The organism is Brasilonema angustatum (assembly GCF_059505445.1).
On sequence record NZ_JCACKO010000047.1, the window covers coordinates 22,068 to 41,670 of the forward strand.

The following is a 19,603-nucleotide window of genomic DNA, read 5'->3' on the forward strand; positions in this document are numbered from 1 at the left end:
CTCTATGATCAGTCGAGACAAAGCCCCAACGGCTCAAGAAACTTTTATGCAGATGGCGCAAGCAGCAGGTCTGCGAGGTCGGCTGCTTGTGACCTTAGGTCTTTTAATGTTGATTCGTCTGGGCATACATTTGCCCATACCAGGTATTGATCGAGCTCAATTTGCCAGAACCCTTCAAGGTAATAACCAGATATTAAGCTTTTTGGACATCTTTTCTGGAGGTGGACTTTCTGCTTTGGGAGTCTTTGCCTTAGGTATTTTGCCATATATCAACGCCTCGATTATCATCCAATTGCTCACCGCTGCCATTCCAGCTTTAGAAAATTTACAGAAAAATGAAGGCGAAGCAGGACGGCGGAAGATTTCTCAAATGACACGCTATGTTTCTGCTGGTTGGGCAGTTATTCAAAGTGTCTTCTTGGCAACATTCTGGCTCAAGCCCTTTGCCTTAAACTACGGACCAATTTTCATTATCGAGACAGCGTTGGCTCTTGTAGCGGGTTCGATGTTTGTCATGTGGGCATCAGAAGTGATTACAGAGCGTGGCGTAGGCAACGGCGCATCTTTGTTGATTTTTGTCAATATTGTGGCAACACTGCCAAAAGCTCTAGGTGACACAATCGATTTTGTACAAACAGGAAACCGGGAAACAGTAGGTCGAGTTATTGTGCTGTTGCTGCTTTTCCTAGTCACGATTGTTGGTATTGTGTTTGTGCAGGAAGGAATCCGTCGTATTCCGATTATTTCAGCGCGTCGCCAAGTTGGGAAACGAATTTTTGCAGAGCAACGTAACTACTTACCCCTACGACTTAATCAAGGGGGCGTCATGCCAATTATTTTTGCGGCTGCAATTCTAAGTTTGCCACTGTTGGCCGAGAATTTCATCAGAAATCCAGAATATTCAAAAATTGTTAACACCTATCTCATACCTGGCGGTTCAGGGGCTTGGGTCTATGCCCTTGTTTACCTAGTTTCTATCGTTTTCTTCAGCTACTTCTATTCTTCATTGATTGTCAACCCAGTTGATGTAGCTCAGAACTTGAAGAAGATGGGTTCTAGCATTCCAGGTATTCGTCCGGGAAAAGCAACAAGTGAGTACATTGAGCGCGTACTGAATCGATTAACTTTTTTAGGAGCTATCTTTCTGGGCTTGATTGCTATTATCCCTACTGCCGTTGAAAGTGCTTTAAATGTACGAACCTTTAGGGGGCTAGGTGCTACCTCTTTGTTAATTTTAGTAGGTGTTGCGATTGATACGTCAAAGCAAATTCAAACTTACGTTATCTCTCAACGCTATGAAGGAATGGTGAAACAGTAGTGACACGAGTAATCTTCTTGGGACCACCGGGAGCTGGTAAAGGAACTCAAGCAAAAACCTTAGCTGACGATTTGAATATTCCTCATATTTCTACAGGTGACATATTGCGTCAAGGTCTCAAAGACCAGACTCCTTTGGGTGTGAAGGCTCAAAGTTATATGGATAAAGGTGAGTTGGTTCCTGACCAACTTGTGGAGGAAATGGTTCAGGAACGTCTCATCCAGGATGATACGAAATTAGGCTGGATTCTTGATGGCTTTCCCCGCACTGTCAATCAAGCAGTTTTTTTAGAGCAATTACTGGGAAAACTCAACCAAAATGGCGAAAAGGTCGTCAATTTGAATGTGCCAGATGAAACAGTAATAGCACGGTTACTAGAGCGAGGCAGAAAAGATGACTCAGAAGAAGTCATCCGTCGTCGCTTAGAAGTTTACCGGTCTGAAACGGCACCCTTGATTGACTATTACAGTAGTCGTCAGACTCTCCTCAGTATCAACGGTAATCAGTCCCTAGAAGAAGTCACTGCTGAATTAAAAAAGGTCATTGTGTCTTAAAAGAGGGGAGTGGGTGAGAGGTTAAAGGTGATAAATTTTTCCCAGTTCTTTGTACCTAGCACCCTATTCCCTGTCCCCCAAGCAGATGTATGTAAATATTGGATAAAATATATTAATGAACTGTTGATATATTCTCCGAAATATGTTCTTTGCAGACTATAAGTAGCTGTAACAAAGTAGGAGGCTGTTGAGTTGAGGAAAAAACTTGTCTAAACAAGATTTGATAGAGATGGAAGGCACGGTCACCGAGTCCCTGCCAAATGCAATGTTTCGTGTTGATTTAGATAACGGCTTCAATGTGTTAGCTCACATTTCTGGCAAGATTCGCCGTAACTATATCAAGATCTTACCCGGCGATCGCGTCAAAGTAGAGTTAACGCCTTACGACCTGACAAAAGGCAGAATTACTTATCGATTACGTAAGAAATAGCTCATTTTTCAACTATTCTTCGGAATGAAATTTCACATATGTAAAAAATAATACCATACAAGATTGGAAAAAAATAATGAATTTTACTGACTGATTAATCATAAAATGTTATAATTCACTATTTGGAGTCAACAAAAAGCATGAAAGTCAGAGCGTCTGTCAAGAAAATTTGTGAAAAGTGTAACGTGATCAGGCGTCGTGGTCGCGTTATGGTGATTTGTGTCAATCCTAAGCATAAGCAGCGCCAAGGATAACACAAGGAAAAAGTGAACAGTCATCAGGAAAATTTATTCAAATAACTGCTGACTGACAAAAAACACATTACTAGTTTTAAGGAATAGGGAGACACGAGTTGTGGCACGTATTGCCGGAGTAGACCTTCCACGTGATAAACGTGTTGAAATTGGTCTAACTTATATCTACGGAATTGGGTTATCTCTATCAAAAGAGATATTAGCAGCCACGAGTGTCAACCCTGATACTCGTATTAAAGACCTGAGTGATGCTGACGTAGCAGCTCTGAGGGGAGAAATAGAAGAAAACTACCAAGTAGAAGGTGACCTAAGGCGCTTGGAAGCAATGAACATCAAGCGCCTAATTGAAATTGGCACTTACAGGGGTCGTCGTCACCGCATGGGCTTACCTGTGAGAGGGCAAAGAACTCGGACTAACGCCAGAACTCGTCGAGGAAGACGACAGACAGTAGCTGGGAAGAAGAAAGCCCCATCCAAGTAATTGTTTCTGTGCTGAACTACAGCAATACTTAACCTTAATATTTAACTAAGTGCGATATGGCGCGACAACAAAGCGGAAAGAAACCAGGTAGCAAAAAGCTAAAACGTAATGTTCCAAACGGGATAGCCTACATCCAGTCTACTTTTAACAATAGCATTGTCACCATTAGCGATCAAAATGGAGATGTCATCTCCTGGGCAAGTGCTGGATCTAGCGGTTTCAAGGGAGCAAAAAAAGGTACTCCTTTTGCAGCCCAGACCGCAGCTGAAAGTGCAGCACGTCGAGCAATGGATCAAGGAATGCGCCAAATAGAAGTTATGGTCAGCGGTCCTGGGGCTGGTCGAGAAACAGCTATCCGGGCACTTCAAGGAGCTGGACTAGAAATTACATTAATTCGGGATATTACCCCGATTCCTCATAATGGTTGCCGTCCACCCAAGCGCCGCCGAGTCTAAAGAGAATTTATGAAGCGGTAAGTCCAGCGCGAATGACGGCTTTCCCGACCTAGGCGACGGACGTTCCCGATAGCCGTAAGGCGTGGCGTTAGCCATAGGGTAAGGGCGAGAAGTTTGAGAAAACCTAGGTTGCATCAAGGATTATACGAAAGACCCCCATTACGGAGAGTTTTCTTTCGTTCCACTGATCAACTTCCCCCTGAAAACTCGAAACTTCAAATAACAAAAGACCATTACTGCCCGTTGGCAATTCTTGGGATCAAACTTCACCATCATTGGACATACAGTTTGATAAACCTCGTAGTTTAAGGGGGCATTAAGTACATTCGAGAAGGCAGAGCCGCATGGTGAGTGTAAGCTCCAACAGGGTAACCCGAAAGCAAGCAACTAGCAAAAGGCTTTGCCGACTTGAAAGGACTACTTGTACAAGTTCCTCCGAGTATGAAAACAGCCGTTTAATCAAGGGTACTCGTGTACAACTGTTTGTCCTTGCCACTGTGTTGTGGTTCGGCAGGTGCTCTGTGCCAGGTTTAGCGTACGTTTGTTACTGGTCTAAGCCCTATGCCGTAGGCATAGGGCTTAGAACATAGGAGATACCCGCACGGGGTTGGTGCTCCTTAGAATGCAACTGACGTTGGCAATGCCCTCCCTAGTTCACATACCGTCTTTGCAGGAGAGACCGCAGTTGCCTGGTTTCCCCAAAAGAACTGGTGAAAGGGTTTGTCAGCTTGTAGACGCGCTTTTCGGCATCCTCAAAGATAGTAGGTGTTCTGTTGATCTCCGGACGTCACTTGCAGCCTTATTTGGCAAAATTACCCAAAGAACGTCTACAAAGGAGCACACTGAAGCACAGCCCAGGCTCGACTTGAAGAGCTTTCCCTTGAACGGGTTTGCTGACTCTGGCCAACTGGTGAGACCAGTGCAGCACCGATGTTTCCCCCCCTGCCAGATCTGGCTGTTGTGTTGGGGTTTACCGACATAGGGAGCTGGCGAACCCGCAAGGGCGTCGGACTGCCCCTTAAGGACACTGGTAAAGACGGTTTTCACGATAACGAAAGTGTCACTCAAGGCAATAAATTTGTCTACTAGCAAGACCTTATATGAAGGGAGGCGACCCCATGGCGCAGTTTCAAATTGAATGTGTAGAGTCAAGTACTGAAGACAATAGGAGTAATCACAGTAAATTCGTCTTAGAACCTCTAGAGCGCGGTCAAGGTACGACAGTTGGCAATGCCCTGAGACGGGTATTACTTTCCAACCTAGAGGGGACAGCTGTAACTGCTGTTCGGATTGCAGGCGTGACACACGAGTTCGCCACCGTTCATGGTGTACGAGAAGATGTGCTTGAAATGATGATGAAAATGAAGGAAGTGATTCTTAAAAGCTACTCCTCTCAACCCCAAATTGGTCGCTTACTCGTTACAGGTCCAACAACAGTCACTTCAGCACATTTTGATTTGCCTAGTGAAGTAGAAGTCATCGATCCGACCCAATACATAGCTACTGTCGCTGAAGGTGGCAAGCTGGAAATGGAATTTCGGATTGAAAGAGGCAAAGGATATCGTACTGTAGAGCGGGGTCGTGAAGAAGCCACATCTTTGGACTTTCTCCAAATCGACTCAATATTTATGCCAGTGCGGAAAGTCAACTACAGCGTTGAAGAAACTCGTGGAGAGGGTGGGATACCAAAAGACAGATTGTTACTAGAAATTTGGACAAATGGTAGTTTGACCCCTCAAGAAGCACTCTCCTCTGCCGCTACTATACTGGTGGATTTGTTTAACCCGTTGAAAGAGATCTCGCTCGATATACCGGATGTAGGCGCAGAAATCCCAGACGACCCAACCGCTCAGATTCCTATTGAAGAGTTGCAATTGTCAGTACGAGCTTATAACTGCCTCAAACGAGCACAAGTAAACTCTGTAGCTGATTTGTTGGATTACACCCAAGAAGACCTATTAGAAATAAAAAACTTTGGTCAAAAGTCAGCTGAAGAAGTTGTTGAAGCCTTACAGCGACGCTTGGGAATCACCTTACCAACTGAAAGAGCTAACAAACACGCCTAAAACTGGTTATTCGTTAGTTGTGAGTGATTAGTAGAACAACTAACTACCAACTAACAACTACCAACTACCAACTAACAACTAACACAAAAGATTATGCGTCACCGTTGTCGGATCAAAAAACTCAGCAAACCAGCTGACCAACGCCGCGCTCTGTTGCGAGCGCTTACCACTGAATTAATTCGTCATGGACGAATTACTACCACTTTAGCCCGAGCTAAGGTGGTACGCTCTGAAGTGGACAAAATGATTACTCTTGCGAAAGAAGGTTCTTTAGCAGCACGCCGTCAAGCCTTCGGTTATATATACGATAAACAACTTGTTCATGCTCTGTTTGAGCAAGTTCCCACACGGTATGGGAATCGCCAAGGAGGTTACACCCGTATCCTGCATACCGTACCACGCCGGGGTGATAATTCTAAGATGGCAATCATCGAACTCGTCTAAACAAATAAAGGTAGAAACTAGAAGGTGAGACCAGCTCTCTTGGTAGGGTTTCCAACGCCAGAACAAGCGTGTTAGCGTAGCGTCTCCGTCAGGAGAGGGAGACCCTAATCAAGTACTGGCTCTTCTGCAGGCGACTGGCGAACCCGCAGGGATACAAATAAAAATTTTATCTTTCTAACTTCCGCCTCAAGTTGATTTTATGTTAAGTAGCCACCAGCCTACACAAAAAATTCGAGTCGCCCTGGTCATTCAATACCTGGGCACTCATTTTCATGGCTGGCAACGGCAACCGCAACAACGCACTGTCCAAGAAGAGATAGAAACAGCTCTTTCTCATATCCTAGGTCATCCAGTGACGCTGTACGGCGCAGGGCGAACTGATGCTGGAGTTCACGCAGCTGCTCAAGTGGCACATTTTAATGTCACAAGTCCGATACCCGCTCACAAATGGGCAACCATTCTTAACAGCTATTTGCCCAAAGATATACTAATTCGAGCCTCCGCAGAAGTGAGTCACAATTGGCACGCTCGTTTTAGTGCTATCTATCGACGGTATCGTTACACGTTCTATACTGAAAAGTTACCGAACTTGTTTGCCAGCGCTTTTAGTTGGCATTATTATCTCGAACCTTTGGATGAATCTCTCATCCAGACTGCACTGGAACCTTTGATTGGAAAGCACCACCTAGCTGCTTTTCACCGAGCAAACTCAGGACGCCAGCATTCTTGGGTAGAAGTACAAGCAGCAGAGTGTTATCGTACTGGACCATTTCTTTATATTGAAATTCAGGCAGATGGATTTTTGTATGGTATGGTGCGGCTATTAGTAGGAATGTTGGTACAAGTTGGTTCCAGACAACTCACACTAACTAGTTTCACCGACATTTGGAAAGATCAACGACGTCAAGAAGTAAAATATGCCGCGCCTGCTCACGGCTTGTGCTTGTTGCGAGTCGGCTATCCTGATTTCCCGTTTCCCCCAGAGATTTGGTTTGAAACCCAACCCAAATTAGTCTTTGGTCAATAAGGACTAAAGACAAAAGACTAAAGACAAAGGACTCAAGACAAATGACAACAGACAAAACATATCTTCCTCCTCAGAATACTATGGAGCGCGATTGGTACGTCATAGACGCTACTAACCAACGCCTCGGTCGCTTAGCAAGCGAAATCGCTATGGTTCTCAGAGGGAAAAATAAACCCCACTATACCCCTCACATGGACACAGGTGATTTTGTCATCGTTGTAAATGCTGAAAAAGTCGAAGTAACAGGTAAAAAACGCACACAAAAACTTTACCGTCGTCATTCCGGTCGTCCCGGTGGAATGAAGACCGAAACCTTTGACAAGCTACAACAACGTTTGCCAGAAAGGATTGTGGAACATGCCATCAAAGGTATGCTACCGAAAAATAGCTTGGGACGGCAATTGTTTACTAAGCTAAAAGTTTACGCTGGACCAACTCATCCCCATGCAGCACAACAACCAAAAGAGTTACAAATTCAGACAATTCCAGGAGTACAAGATTAATGCAAGCAGCAGATAATAGCGGTCGTGCTATGTATTGGGGTACAGGTCGTCGTAAATCCGCGATCGCGCGGGTTCGCTTGGTTCCCGGTACTGGACAATTGATTGTCAATGGCAAACCAGGAGACCTTTACTTCCAATTCAACCCAAACTACATTTCCCTTGCCAAAGCACCTTTAGAAACTTTAGGCTTGGAAAATGAATACGATATTCTCGTCAAAGCTGAAGGGGGCGGTTTAACTGGACAATCAGATGCAGTTCGTCTGGGAGTTGCTCGTGCACTTTGCCAACTTGACCCAGAAAACCGTCCGCCTTTAAAAATCGAAGGCTACCTGACTCGCGACCCACGAGCAAAAGAGCGCAAAAAATACGGTTTGCACAAAGCTCGTAAAGCACCTCAGTACTCCAAGCGTTAAGCAATTTTGGATTTTAACTGCACCCTTGACGCAGATAATTTTCTGTGATGACCACGTACACCTGCCTTGATCAGCGGTTGCTATGATAATCCCAAAAATCTAAAATCCAAAGTTCTACAACCCGCGGAAAACCTGAAAGTTATAATTGGTATAGATAGACCACGGAAAGAAAAATGGCGAAACCAGAGATTCATCCCCAGTGGTATCCAGATGCAAAAGTTTACTGTAACGGTCAACTTGTGATGACTGTTGGCTCTACTAAGCCAGAATTGCACGTAGATGTTTGGTCTGGAAACCACCCCTTTTATACAGGTACTCAGAAGATAATTGACACCGAAGGTCGCGTAGAACGCTTCCTGCGTAAATATGGCATGATGGAAGGTCAATCCAAAGGCGGAAGAAGGAAAAAGTAGCCGCTTAGCTTTAGCTTTTAACAACGACCCTGCATAAGCTGGGTCGATTGTTGTATTTAATGCTCAAGCGAATTTGCTATTTTTTAAGGAGTGACTGTATTCGTCATGGCTGAAACATACCTGCTGGAGAAACTAAAATCCGTTGAACAAACTTTTCATGAATTGACTCGTCGCCTTGCCGACCCCGATACTGCCAAAAATCCTGATGAGTATCAAAAAATTGCAAAGGCACGCTCTTCTTTAGAAGAAGTGGTAGATACCTACGAAACCTGGAAAAACGCCCAGGAAGAATTCGTAGGGGCGCGTCAGGTGCTCAAAGAATCTCAAAGTGATCCAGAACTGCAAGAAATGGCAGCCCTGGAAGTTCAAGAACTTGAGCAAAAAATAGAACAATTAGAAAATCGCTTAAAGATATTGCTACTACCTCGTGACCCCAACGATGATAAAAACATCATGTTGGAAATTCGTGCGGGTACTGGTGGTGATGAAGCAAGTATCTGGGCTGGTGATTTAGTACGATTGTACTCAAAGTATGCTGACAGCCAAAGTTGGCGCGTGAAGTTAGTCAGTGAGTCCTTGGCGGAAATGGGCGGCTTTAAAGAAGCCATTTTGGAAATTCAAGGCGATAGCGTATACAGCAAGCTAAAGTTTGAAGCTGGAGTGCATCGCGTGCAGCGTGTGCCAGTCACTGAAGCTGGGGGACGGGTTCACACCTCAACAGCAACTGTGGCGATCATGCCAGAGGTGGATGACGTAGAAATCCACATTGATCCGAAGGATATTGAAATGAGCACAGCTCGTTCTGGTGGTGCTGGTGGACAAAACGTCAACAAAGTGGAAACAGCCGCTGACTTGTTCCACAAACCTACTGGTATCCGGATTTTCTGTACAGAAGAACGCAGCCAGTTACAAAATAAAGAACGGGCAATGCAGATCCTGCGAGCAAAACTGTATGAGATGAAGTTGCGAGAACAACAGGAAGCTGTGACTTCTATGCGGCGATCGCAAGTAGGTACAGGATCGCGTTCTGAAAAGATTCGCACTTATAACTACAAAGATAACCGTGCCACCGACCACCGCTTAAATCATAACTATTCGCTTAACGCAGTTCTAGAAGGCGAACTTGAGGACATTATTCAAGCTTGTATTTCTCAAGATCAACAAGAACGCTTAGCAGAACTCGCAGCTTCTGGCGCTAATAGTTAATCTTTAGGTTTGGTAGTTTTTTTATCATTATAGGACTTACGCAGAAGAGATCCTCCAATAGAGTTAAAAAGGGGCTTTAGGACTTACGTATTGACAGGAAATACAAAATATGAGGTATGGGTTTGAGGCATTCAAATGTGAATTTTCCGATCATCTTTTAGTGATCGTCACCCATCTGGCGGTAATTATCAAAAGTCTGGAACGACCAAATCACGTTATACACATGATGTCTTTTTTGTACAGTGCGTAAGTCCTAGGCTTTTAAGATTTCCCCTGCTTTTGAAGGGGCAATCGAGGTTTTTGGTTTTCAATGCGTAAGTCCTGCATTAATTACTAGCCACTGCTTTTCAGTATCATGAAAAACCGCTTGTTGTGTGTTACATAAAACAACACAACAAGCGGTTTTCTAATGCGTTGTTTTGAATCAATTTATCAAGTAATCTACTCGACATGACATTGGAACCGTATTTATAGCGCTTCTGGTTTGAGTCATACCATTTCACGATCAGGGCTGATACAAATGATTGTCTCTAAGTAAGTCGGTGCAATAAAACCAAACTGTGTGAAGAAAAGTAAATAAGGCTCAAACTCTTACTCTCCCTGCTCGGGTGCTCGGGTGTCCCCTACCTTATCCCAACAATAATTATTTACGCCGACCTACTTAATTCTTTCTCCTGCTCCCTGTGCTCCCTGCTCTCTATTTGTATCAACCTTAAAGTGAAACGGTATCAGATACAATCACCCTAGTGTATAAACCAACCAATGGAAGAGGTCTAGTCTATCTGTGGTAATATAGAATACAATAAATCGACACCTCAAACTCGCCCCGCATATGCTCTTTTAACAATTTGTACCCAATAAAGCGATTCGGGAAAACTTTGTTATTTAACCATCAACACTTCGTGCCCAGAGTGAACTTCAGATTATTTTTGGGTTAAATAGCATGCTAATTTTGTGTTTCATGTACCAACTTGTGCGATTCTGTATTTAGAAGCTAGGATGCTTCCCAGTGATAAGCTTTTGAATTTTGAACAGCTTCCCAGCATCTTTGATACTTATCAAAACCGAGATGCATCCAAACAAAACGTGCCAAAGTGATGTCATCTTGATGAGATGAAAGCTTTTAGTTATAAGGCTTTCATCTAAATGTTAAGGAGTGTAATGTTTTATCATATTCCTGAAAACTTTAGGCCATTTTACCCTTATGATGAGGAAAACTTGTAAAGTTTAGTAAGAAGGAAGTTATTAAACGTGGCTATTCCTCTGCTAGAGTATGCGCCTTTAAGTCAAAATAATCGTGTTACTGGCTACGAAATTCCGGGTGATGAACAGCCTAGAATCTTCTCCACTGACAACTTACTTTCTGCTAGTGACCTAGATAACTTAATCGAGGCAGCCTACCGTCAGATATTTTTCCATGCTTTTGCCTCTGATCGGGAGCGTTTTTTGGAGTCGCAGCTCCGCAGTGGACAGATTACCGTCCGTGAGTTTATTCGTGGATTGGCTTTGTCCAAAACCTTCACTGGTAGCTTCTATAACCTCAACAGCAACTACCGCTTTGTTGAGCATTGTGTTCAGCGGATTTTGGGACGTGATGTTTACAGCGAACGGGAAAAAATTGCTTGGTCAATCGTGGTAGCAACCAAAGGTCGGGCTGGCTTCATCAATGATCTGCTCAACAGCGACGAATACTTAGAGAACTTTGGTGACAGCATTGTTCCCTACCAACGTCGTCGGGTTCTGCCTTCAGGAGCCAGCCAATTGCCATTCAACATCAAGTCTCCGCGCTACGATGAATACCATCGTGCACAACTCGGCTTCCCGCAAATCATCTGGCAAACCATTGTACGTCGCTACACTCCACCCGACAAGCAGGCTAAAGCAGGTGATCCAGCTCTGTTTGCATCAATGGCTCAGAGTATTAATCCAACAGGTAATCCTCCACAACGGATTTCGCCTTACAACATTGATTACGAGAAAACAGTGCCTTATCGCCGCCGGTAACTACGGCTGGTTATTTAGCAAGCACGATACAACGTGACTGTAATCTTCCAAGATAGAGGAGTCAGAATTCAGGTGCTAGGGTTTAGAAAATATATTTCTGAATCTTGAGTTCTTAAATCTGGCTCCTTATTTGCTCTAGATGATTTTTCAGCTTATTGACGTTATTTATCAACTCTGTTAATAAACACAGTGAGTCGTCTGAAATGTGTGTTTAGCTTGTGGCACCAAGTATCTAGGAATCTTGGGTTCAAAGTAAATTAAACACTTTTTAATTTCCCAATCTATCGCAACAATTTATAATTTAGTAAACCTGATATAGCAGTCCGAAATTATTCGTGAAACTCTCTGTTTTCCTCCTCAACGCTCTCTCTTGCCTCCTGCGGTTAATTCAATCAAAACTTTTTTCATCATCTAGGATTGCTATAGATACCAGATGCAACTCTGTGGATTATTCTTATTGGCAATCCGAATTATTGTTTTTTGAAGAAGCGGCAATATTATGTATTCGTAATTTTTAGGGTTTTTTACAGTACTAATTTATAAAAATTAAAGAAGATAAATTTCATAAATCTCCGGAAAATACTACTTGAGATACATAGATGGCTGTGACTAACCACGAACAAATTAGCAGAAGTTTTACTTTTTTAAATCAAGGATTGTACCCTTATGTAAAAAGGGAGATGCAAAAAGTTTATGGTGAGCGCTGGCTAAGAATTATCTCATCATCAATGTCTGATAACTCACCCATAAAGCTTAGCCCAGAAGAGATTCTAGGTAATGATGTTTTTACTTTATTAAAAGTAATTATTGGGCAGTGGAATCAGGTATTCAGTAAAAATTTAGGTTACGCTGAGGGTGCTTTAGTGAGTGAACTCATGGAAGCCAGTAACAGTTGGGCGCATCAATCTCACTTTTCAACTGAAGACACTTATCGCACTTTAGACACGATCGCTCGACTCCTGAAAGCTATCTCTGCACCAGAAACAGGTATTGTAGAACAGGATAAGCAAAAAGTCTTAAAAGAACTTTTTTCTAAACAAGCCGAAAAAGACTCCAACACAGACAAATTAGCTGAAATTATCAAACACCAAAACTTTCAGAATACTTCTCTTTTGATCCGTGCGCTGACACACCGTTCCTATGTCCATGAAAACCCGCAAGAAGGAGAACACAACGAGCGTCTTGAGTTTCTTGGTGATGCTTTGCTGACTTTTTTAAGTGGCGAATACCTTTATCGTCGTTACCCAGAAAAGGGAGAAGATGAGTTAACTCGTCGGCGTTCTGCACTGGTTGATGAAAAGCAACTAGCAAAATTTGCCATTGAGGTTGGTTTAGATCGCAGAATGCGCTTAGGTAAAGGTGCAACTTTAGAAGGAGGTTACCAAAATCCCAATTTACTCAGCAGCGCTTTTGAAGCAGTCGTCGCCGCTTACTACTTAGACAACAATTATGATACTGAAGCAGTGCGTGCTGTTGTGGAACCGTTGTTTGACTCTGTTCCTGAGAGTATTGTGGAGTTGCGCTCAAATGTAGACTCTAAAAATCGGTTTCAGGAATGGGTGCAACGCAACATCACTCAAATACCACCCAAGTATGTCACAGTTCAAGTAGGTGGTTCTTCTCATGCTCCAGAGTTTGTAGCTAAAGTAGTTGTGGGAAATAAAGAGTATGGACAAGGTAAAGGGCGCAGTAAGAAAGATGCTGAGAAGGCTGCGGCTGAAAACGCGCTAGCTAGGCTAGAAAAATCAAGGTTAATGTGAGATATACACCTCACACTTCTACTTTTAACGGCAAAGTCACAGTGAAAGTAGAACCTACTGCTATTTGGGAAACTAAGCTAATTTCACCTTGCAACAGTTTTATCAGCCGTGAAACGATTGCCAAGCCCAAGCCGGTACTACTGGGAAGGAAGGATTTACTACCAGAACCAATGCGAAAGTAAGGTTGAAAAATCTGTACTTGATCTTCTGGCTCAATTCCAATTCCAGTATCTGAAACTGCAATACTCCACTTGCCAATGTCTAAAGTTTCACACTTAATTTTTACCGTTCCTGACTCTGTGTAGCGAATCGCATTACTCACAAGATTCGTTACAATTTGCTGTAATCGTAACGGATCTGTTACAACTTCGTGAGGAGCATGGTTGCAATCAATAACAATTTGTAAGTTTTTTTGACTAGCCAAAGGTTCCAGCATTTCGTAAACATTTCTGATTAATTCATGCACATTGATTGGCTCTGACTGTAGTTTCATCTGCCCTGCATCATAGCGAGAAATCTCCAATGCATCGTTAATCAGATGAATTAATTGTCTCCCACTGCTTAACACGCGGTCAATGTGTTCTAGATGGCTAAAGGAATCTTTTTCTTCTGATTTTTGGCGTTGTAAGCGCAAAAACAAATCTGAGTAACCAATAATCGAAGTTAATGGGTTTTTGAGTTCGTGCGCCAGATACGATAAATTATCTTGACTTGCCCGCACTAAGCGGGTTAGTTCTTGATTATTAAGGGTTAAGTGATTTTGCAGCTGCTCTAGTTCTGTTAATCGTTGTTCTGTGTAACTTTGAAAACAATAGGCTATTGCTTCATCCAACACCATATCAATCAAATGTACGGCTCGCATTACTTCTTTTGCTGATGCTTGCAGGAATTCTGGCTCTAAAGTGACAAATATTGTGTTACGCAAAAGCCGATACTCTCGTGCAATTTCTGCTGCATCGAAACCTTGTTCCGCCCTAAGAGTTCCATGCTCTAAACTAGCCTGAACTAAGGATTGGACTTCATCATCTTGATATTGAGAAAGCACAGTTGCTAGTGCCAAAAGGACATGGTCAAGATGATTTTCAATAGCTGTACGGCTTAGATGATTGGTGCTGGAAATCTTTTTATCCCTACGAACAGCTTCCAGCCATTGTTTTATAATCCTCTGAGTTTTATCCCGCAGCAATTGACTAAAATCTTTCATCACTCATGGGTGGATAAATATACAACAAATAGAATAAATCATTCTATGATCTAGATCCTAAGCATAGGAATATTACATTGTTTTTACTAAAAATATGTAATAATTAGAAATAAAAATACATATTTTCGTAAATATCTTTATTCATCTATCATTTAGATGAATTTGCTTTCTAAGAAAACTAGTCTTCTAGCCAAAAAAAGTATATCCTAGGGTTGCTTGACGCAACTATTTACTGGTGTTACATTTATCAAAATAGAGTAAGTCAGCCTAATCCAATGAATTGCATTGCATCAGTTGGAGCGGAGGAACCAAAGTATGGGGCGTATCTTAACTAGAAGGAACAAAGAGTAGATGTATCTTTTCGCTTCTTGTTTTTTGCTTCTTCTATAAGAGGGGTATCTCTCAACCCTAGCCCGTCAGCTAACTTCGTAGGCAATGAGAGGAGACTGAAGAGGCAGCATTATTGTAATGTTGTGATCTCATCAGTATCCTTGGCTGGTACTGCTCGGACTAATTGTACCTGCGTAAAGTCTGTTGAGGTCATACATGGTGTTTCAACTTAATGTAGCTGCCATTTTGGCGGTTGCTAGTCGAACAACTTGGAAACGCGCTAAACCTATTATTGTACGGGATGCTTTCTTGCTACCTTTGCTTGGTTTTTTAGGCGTTATTGTTGTGTGGTGGATTGTTGCGCTTGCTAATCATGAGTTGATGCCCACGCCACCTGAAGCGTTAGCAGCAAATTTAGATTACATCCTTAACCCATTTTTCCAAAGAGGGCCAGGCAACTTAGGTATTGGCTGGCTATTAATCGCAAGTATTCGACGGGTCTTATTAGGTTTCACTCTAGGTGCTTTAGTCGCGATTCCTGTTGGTTTTCTCATCGGGATGTCAAGAACGGCAATGATGGTTCTTAATCCCGTTATTCAAATCTTCAAACCAGTATCACCCCTGGCATGGCTTCCTATTGCTTTAGCTATATTTAATTTGGCAGATCCATCGGCAATATTCGTGATTTTCATCACTTCTTTGTGGCCAACAATTATTAACACTGCTCTGGGAGTTTCCAGTGTTTCCAAAGATTATATAGATGTGGCACGAGTTCTTGAAATGCCCCGTTGGCGAAGAATTACAAAAATTATTTGGCCTGCAAGTTTACCATACATTTTTACAGGTTTGCGAATTAGTATAGGCATTGCCTGGTTAGTTATTGTTGCTGTAGAAATGCTTACAGGTGGTATTGGGATTGGCTTTTTTGTCTGGGATGAGTGGAGTCGCCTAAATCTCAATTCCGTTTTTCTTGCTGTGCTAGTCATCGGCTTAACAGGGTTGTTGCTTGATTACGCCATAGGCAGAATACAAGCTTTTGTCACTCGTCGCCCGATAAGTTCAAATTAGTTCTTCATCAAATATATGGTGCTTACCACTGCATTATCGCACCACCGTATTATCACCTCTGATGAAATCTGACCTTTTTAAAAAACTCATCAATTGTAAGTCAGACAGATAAGCCATTTAAAATTCAAAGAACAAATTCACTGTTTTACAAGCAGCCTACCTGCTATTCGTGTACACGAATAAAGTATGTGACAGTCCAAACAAGAACTTTGTATCCCTCGTTATTATTCTGAGTCATTTCGCCGCCGCAGGAGGTTGTTCATGAGTGACGATAACACAAATAACTGGAAGCGACGAGACTTTATCACAGGACTGGGAGCTACAGCACTCGCAACTGGACTATCTTCTTGTGCCATTAACGCTAACCGTGCCCCTAAAGGATTGTCAAAAGCGGCGTCGGCGGTTGAACCAGTCGTAGATCCCAAGACACTAGAAAAACCTAATATTACAGTGGGATACGTACCGGTGAATGACTGCGCTCCCTTTGCTGTAGCGTGGGAGAAAGGATTTTTCCGCAAGTATGGTTTAAATGTCACCCTCAGCCGTGAAGCAAGCTGGGCGACGTCTCGTGACGGTATTATTTTTGGACGCCTTGATGCTTCACCAGTTGTGAGTGGTGCAGTTACGAATGCTAGAACTGGTGCAGAAGGCGCACGTCATGCTCCCCTGTGTGCAGCGATGACAATTCATCGTCATGGTAATGCGATGACAATGAATAAAGGAATGTGGGAGTCTGGGTTGCGTCCTTGGCGAGACTATAACGGCAATTTAGAAGAGTTTGGACGAGATTTTCGCAATTATTTTGAAAAATTAGCACCAGAGAAAAGAGTTTGGGCAGTAGTGCTGAGTTCAGCAATTTATGAATACTTTGTCCGCTACTTAGCTGCGGCTGCTGGAGTTGCTCCTGATCAAGAATTTCGCATTATCATTGTCCCACCTCCACAGATGGTGGTGAATATGAGAATTGGGGCGATGCAAGGTTATATGGTGGCGGAACCTTGGAATTCACGGGCAATTACTGGTAATGACGGAATTGGCTTCACCTTTGCTCAAGGGAGAGAAATTTGGCAAGGACACCCAGATAGACTTCTAGGTGTTATGGAGTCTTTCATCAAAGAAAATCCCAAAACTTATCGCTCTTTGGTTAAAGCAATGATAGAAGCTTGTCGCTATTGTAGCGACATAAAAAACCGGGAGGAAGTAGCTAAAATTCTCACGAGTAAATCGTTTACCGGAGCAAAGCTCAAATTAACAGAAGCCGCTATTGTCGGTAACTACAATTATGGTGGTTTTGATGGTAAAAAACGAGTTTGGAAAGCTCCTGAAACAACAATCTTCTTCGATAAACCTGCTAACCTTGTCAAAACACCAAATGACCATTCAACATTTCTTTGGCAATCTCAGAGTATTTGGCTAATGACTCAGTCGGCTCGCTGGGGACAAATTAAACAAATTCCCAAAAATGCTGAAGAAATAGCGCGTAAAGGTTGGCGAACTGACTTGTATCGAGAAATTGCTGCTGAAATGGGAATTGAATGCCCAAAAGAAGATTACAAGATAGAACAAGCTGAACTATTTATCGATAAAAAAGCTTTTGATCCCAGCGATCCAGTGGGATATCTTAAAAGTTTTGAGATTAGAGCTAACGCTCCTAAATCTTTCTTTATGTCTTAAGATGAGCAAATTAAACTTGACTGTGTTGATTGTTCTTTGTCATTCGTAAATGACTTAATTTACAAACTAATAATAAATCACTAAATAAATAGACTGTTGTAGGAGTGTCAAATGAAATCTACCTCTTTCTCAAAAGATGCCTATGATACGACTTCACCTCGTAGTGGATTTCTAGAAATTGAAAATTTACATAAATCATATCCCACACCTGATGGCAATCAATTTGTTGTTTTAGATAACGTTAATTTGACAGTGGGGGAAGATGAATATATTTCTGTTATAGGTCACTCTGGTTGCGGAAAATCCACACTTTTGAAAATTGTAGCAGGATTGGAAAAAGGAACTTCTGGCTCGGTGCGGTTAGATAGCAAAGAAATTCGTAAACCAGGAGCAGAGCGTATGATGGTGTTTCAACACTATTCGCTCTTACCTTGGTTAACCGTGCGGGAAAATATCCGGCTTGCTGTAGACGAAGTGCTAAAAGATGCTAATCGTTCTGAAAAAATTAGCATTGTGAACGAACACCTGGCAATGGTAAATTTAACAGCAGCAGCAGATAAATATCCTGATGAAATTTCTGGTGGTATGAAGCAGCGAGTGGGTATTGCCAGAGCATTGGCAATTCGCCCAAAAATGTTGCTGATGGATGAACCTTTTGGAGCCTTAGATGCACTGACTCGCGGAAAATTGCAGCGACAAGTATTAGATATTTGGGAAAATCACCGACAAGCAGTGATGATGGTTACTCATGATGTGGATGAGGCTATTTATATGTCAGATCGCATTGTTCTTATGACTAATGGACCAGCAGCTAATATTGGAGAGATACTGGAAGTACCGTTTCCTCATCCACGCGATCGCAATGCTATGAGGAATTCACAAGAATACTACGAACTCCGCAACTACGCGCTCAACTTCCTGGATCGGTACTTCACCCAAGACGAGTAATAAAAAAATCTGTAGTTCATAATTCGTCATTCATTATTCTTAAGTCAATTACGAATTAGGAACAACAAACTAGTTATTGTTTTTGTAAATTTTTCTTTAGCGTGGTGATAAAGTTATGAATCTTAAACCTATCTTAGTACGCCTGCAGAACGCGATCGCAAGAGACGATTTAATTGAGCAAATGGTACTTTTATCCGTCCCAGAAACAGCTCTTTCTGCACAGGCTCAATCAGAAAAATCAATTAACTTAATCGTTGGTTATAACAGTTCTCCGAACAGTCATACCGCCTTAGATATTGCCTTATTAATAGCTCATCAAACACGCTTAGCTACAAAAGCGCAAGTAACAGTTCAAGTAGTCTATGTGATCGAGGAAAATCAGAGAACTCATCCTGAAGATGTTTTACAAATAGAGAAATTTCCCAATCAACATGTTACGGAACAAAATCCACCACACTGTTCAACTAGCTTTTCCTCAGTTGGGTTTGACACAAGTGTGATAACTCAACCAAAAATGCAGGAGAAAGCAGGCTATTCCCAAGAAATCTTGATAGATAAATTTACCCAAGCAGAATGTATTATTCGCCAAGCAAGTTGTCTAGCTGCAGAATGGAAAAGTTCTTTTAAAGCTCATCTTCGCTTTGGTTGTATTGCCAAGGAACTTAGGAAAGTTGTTAAATCAGAGGCTGCAAATTTACTATTACTTGGCTGTAATTCCGTTAATCATCCAATAGTTCAACAGCTTGGTTCCAACTTTCCTTGTTCAGTACTGGGTATACCTAATTTTGTTCCCTTCTGATGAGTGATAAGTAGCTCAACCTAAAAAAACTTAAGATAGAAATTCTGCGATTGCTGAGTCCCAAGGGGACACGCTGCGCGAACGCTCCACTGCGTTTCACTCGCAATGACATTTTACATTTAATTAAGTTGAGCTACTTATCATGTCGGATTAAATTACCGTCCGGAGCAATCGAAGCGAATATGAGTGCGTATCCGTAATAACCCAAGTTGCTAGTTACCTCCCTGCGCTGCGCGCAGGGGTATCGCGTAT

General features: G+C 42.4%; 20 protein-coding genes, 1 pseudogene and 1 riboswitch. Of the genes and pseudogenes, 20 read left to right on the top strand and 1 reads right to left on the bottom strand.

Annotation, left to right across the window (positions count from 1 at the left end):
• Positions 1 to 4 precede the first annotated feature (4 nt).
• From secY to rnc, 16 genes and pseudogenes are all read left to right on the top strand, one after another.
• Positions 5 to 1,318 (top strand): preprotein translocase subunit SecY, encoded by a 1,314-nt coding sequence (gene secY, locus AC5JM2_RS10800; RefSeq protein ID WP_495834882.1) that lies wholly within the window; start codon positions 5 to 7, stop codon positions 1,316 to 1,318.
• Positions 1,318 to 1,872: an adenylate kinase gene (locus AC5JM2_RS10805; RefSeq protein WP_495834883.1), complete on the top strand. Its 555-nt coding sequence runs from the start codon at positions 1,318 to 1,320 to the stop codon at positions 1,870 to 1,872. The genes secY and AC5JM2_RS10805 overlap by 1 nt, the downstream gene beginning before the upstream one ends.
• 220 nt (positions 1,873 to 2,092) lie before the next feature.
• The gene (gene infA / locus AC5JM2_RS10810) at positions 2,093 to 2,302 is read left to right on the top strand and encodes a translation initiation factor IF-1 (RefSeq protein WP_102204356.1); all 210 of its coding nucleotides are present in this window, start codon (positions 2,093 to 2,095) and stop codon (positions 2,300 to 2,302) included.
• Between the two features lie 140 nt (positions 2,303 to 2,442).
• Positions 2,443 to 2,556 (top strand): 50S ribosomal protein L36, encoded by a 114-nt coding sequence (gene rpmJ / locus AC5JM2_RS10815; RefSeq protein ID WP_010998333.1) that lies wholly within the window; start codon positions 2,443 to 2,445, stop codon positions 2,554 to 2,556.
• A 100-nt stretch (positions 2,557 to 2,656) separates the two neighbouring features.
• Positions 2,657 to 3,037: a 30S ribosomal protein S13 gene (gene rpsM / locus AC5JM2_RS10820; RefSeq protein WP_169265242.1), complete on the top strand. Its 381-nt coding sequence runs from the start codon at positions 2,657 to 2,659 to the stop codon at positions 3,035 to 3,037.
• A gap of 56 nt (positions 3,038 to 3,093) precedes the next feature.
• Positions 3,094 to 3,492, top strand: a complete 399-nt coding sequence (rpsK, locus tag AC5JM2_RS10825; RefSeq protein WP_495834884.1) for a 30S ribosomal protein S11 — start codon at positions 3,094 to 3,096, stop codon at positions 3,490 to 3,492.
• A 1,118-nt stretch (positions 3,493 to 4,610) separates the two neighbouring features.
• Entirely contained in the window at positions 4,611 to 5,558 is a 948-nt protein-coding gene (locus AC5JM2_RS10830) for a DNA-directed RNA polymerase subunit alpha (protein ID WP_495834885.1), read from the top strand.
• A gap of 93 nt (positions 5,559 to 5,651) precedes the next feature.
• A complete protein-coding gene (gene rplQ / locus AC5JM2_RS10835) occupies positions 5,652 to 6,002 on the top strand; it encodes a 50S ribosomal protein L17 (protein WP_495834886.1) in 351 nt (116 codons plus the stop codon).
• Between the two features lie 199 nt (positions 6,003 to 6,201).
• On the top strand, positions 6,202 to 7,029 hold the full coding sequence (gene truA / locus AC5JM2_RS10840) for a tRNA pseudouridine(38-40) synthase TruA (RefSeq protein WP_495834887.1): 828 nt from the start codon (positions 6,202 to 6,204) through the stop codon (positions 7,027 to 7,029).
• A gap of 41 nt (positions 7,030 to 7,070) precedes the next feature.
• Positions 7,071 to 7,532, top strand: a complete 462-nt coding sequence (gene rplM / locus AC5JM2_RS10845; protein WP_495834888.1) for a 50S ribosomal protein L13 — start codon at positions 7,071 to 7,073, stop codon at positions 7,530 to 7,532.
• On the top strand, positions 7,532 to 7,945 hold the full coding sequence (gene rpsI / locus AC5JM2_RS10850; RefSeq protein ID WP_495834889.1) for a 30S ribosomal protein S9: 414 nt from the start codon (positions 7,532 to 7,534) through the stop codon (positions 7,943 to 7,945). The genes rplM and rpsI overlap by 1 nt, the downstream gene beginning before the upstream one ends.
• Positions 7,946 to 8,118: 173 nt before the next feature.
• The gene (rpmE, locus tag AC5JM2_RS10855) at positions 8,119 to 8,358 is read left to right on the top strand and encodes a 50S ribosomal protein L31 (protein WP_495834890.1); all 240 of its coding nucleotides are present in this window, start codon (positions 8,119 to 8,121) and stop codon (positions 8,356 to 8,358) included.
• Between the two features lie 105 nt (positions 8,359 to 8,463).
• Positions 8,464 to 9,564, top strand: coding sequence for a peptide chain release factor 1 (gene prfA, locus AC5JM2_RS10860; protein WP_495834891.1), 1,101 nt, complete (start codon positions 8,464 to 8,466; stop codon positions 9,562 to 9,564).
• Between the two features lie 1,251 nt (positions 9,565 to 10,815).
• Positions 10,816 to 11,568: a phycobilisome rod-core linker polypeptide gene (locus AC5JM2_RS10865; RefSeq protein ID WP_495834892.1), complete on the top strand. Its 753-nt coding sequence runs from the start codon at positions 10,816 to 10,818 to the stop codon at positions 11,566 to 11,568.
• Between the two features lie 599 nt (positions 11,569 to 12,167).
• Positions 12,168 to 12,530: pseudogene (locus AC5JM2_RS10870) on the top strand (Swt1 family HEPN domain-containing protein); the annotation flags it as partial.
• 114 nt (positions 12,531 to 12,644) lie between these two features.
• Positions 12,645 to 13,328: a ribonuclease III gene (gene rnc / locus AC5JM2_RS10875; protein WP_495834900.1), complete on the top strand. Its 684-nt coding sequence runs from the start codon at positions 12,645 to 12,647 to the stop codon at positions 13,326 to 13,328.
• A gap of 10 nt (positions 13,329 to 13,338) precedes the next feature.
• Here rnc and AC5JM2_RS10880 read toward each other — a convergent pair whose 3' ends face one another.
• Complete coding sequence (locus AC5JM2_RS10880; RefSeq protein WP_495834893.1) at positions 13,339 to 14,532, bottom strand: sensor histidine kinase; 1,194 nt, start codon at positions 14,530 to 14,532, stop codon at positions 13,339 to 13,341.
• Between the two features lie 254 nt (positions 14,533 to 14,786).
• Positions 14,787 to 14,982, top strand: a riboswitch (cyclic di-AMP (ydaO/yuaA leader).
• Positions 14,983 to 15,078: 96 nt separating this feature from the next.
• Here AC5JM2_RS10880 and ntrB point away from each other — a divergent pair.
• The 4 genes from ntrB (at position 15,079) to AC5JM2_RS10900 (ending at position 19,351) form a co-directional block, all read left to right on the top strand.
• Complete coding sequence (gene ntrB, locus AC5JM2_RS10885) at positions 15,079 to 15,930, top strand: nitrate ABC transporter permease (protein WP_495834894.1); 852 nt, start codon at positions 15,079 to 15,081, stop codon at positions 15,928 to 15,930.
• 261 nt (positions 15,931 to 16,191) lie between these two features.
• The gene (locus AC5JM2_RS10890; protein ID WP_495834895.1) at positions 16,192 to 17,604 is read left to right on the top strand and encodes an ABC transporter substrate-binding protein; all 1,413 of its coding nucleotides are present in this window, start codon (positions 16,192 to 16,194) and stop codon (positions 17,602 to 17,604) included.
• Positions 17,605 to 17,715: 111 nt separating this feature from the next.
• Positions 17,716 to 18,552: an ABC transporter ATP-binding protein gene (locus AC5JM2_RS10895; RefSeq protein WP_495834896.1), complete on the top strand. Its 837-nt coding sequence runs from the start codon at positions 17,716 to 17,718 to the stop codon at positions 18,550 to 18,552.
• 115 nt (positions 18,553 to 18,667) lie between these two features.
• Positions 18,668 to 19,351 (top strand): universal stress protein, encoded by a 684-nt coding sequence (locus tag AC5JM2_RS10900; RefSeq protein WP_495834897.1) that lies wholly within the window; start codon positions 18,668 to 18,670, stop codon positions 19,349 to 19,351.
• The last annotated feature ends 252 nt before the right edge of the window (positions 19,352 to 19,603 follow it).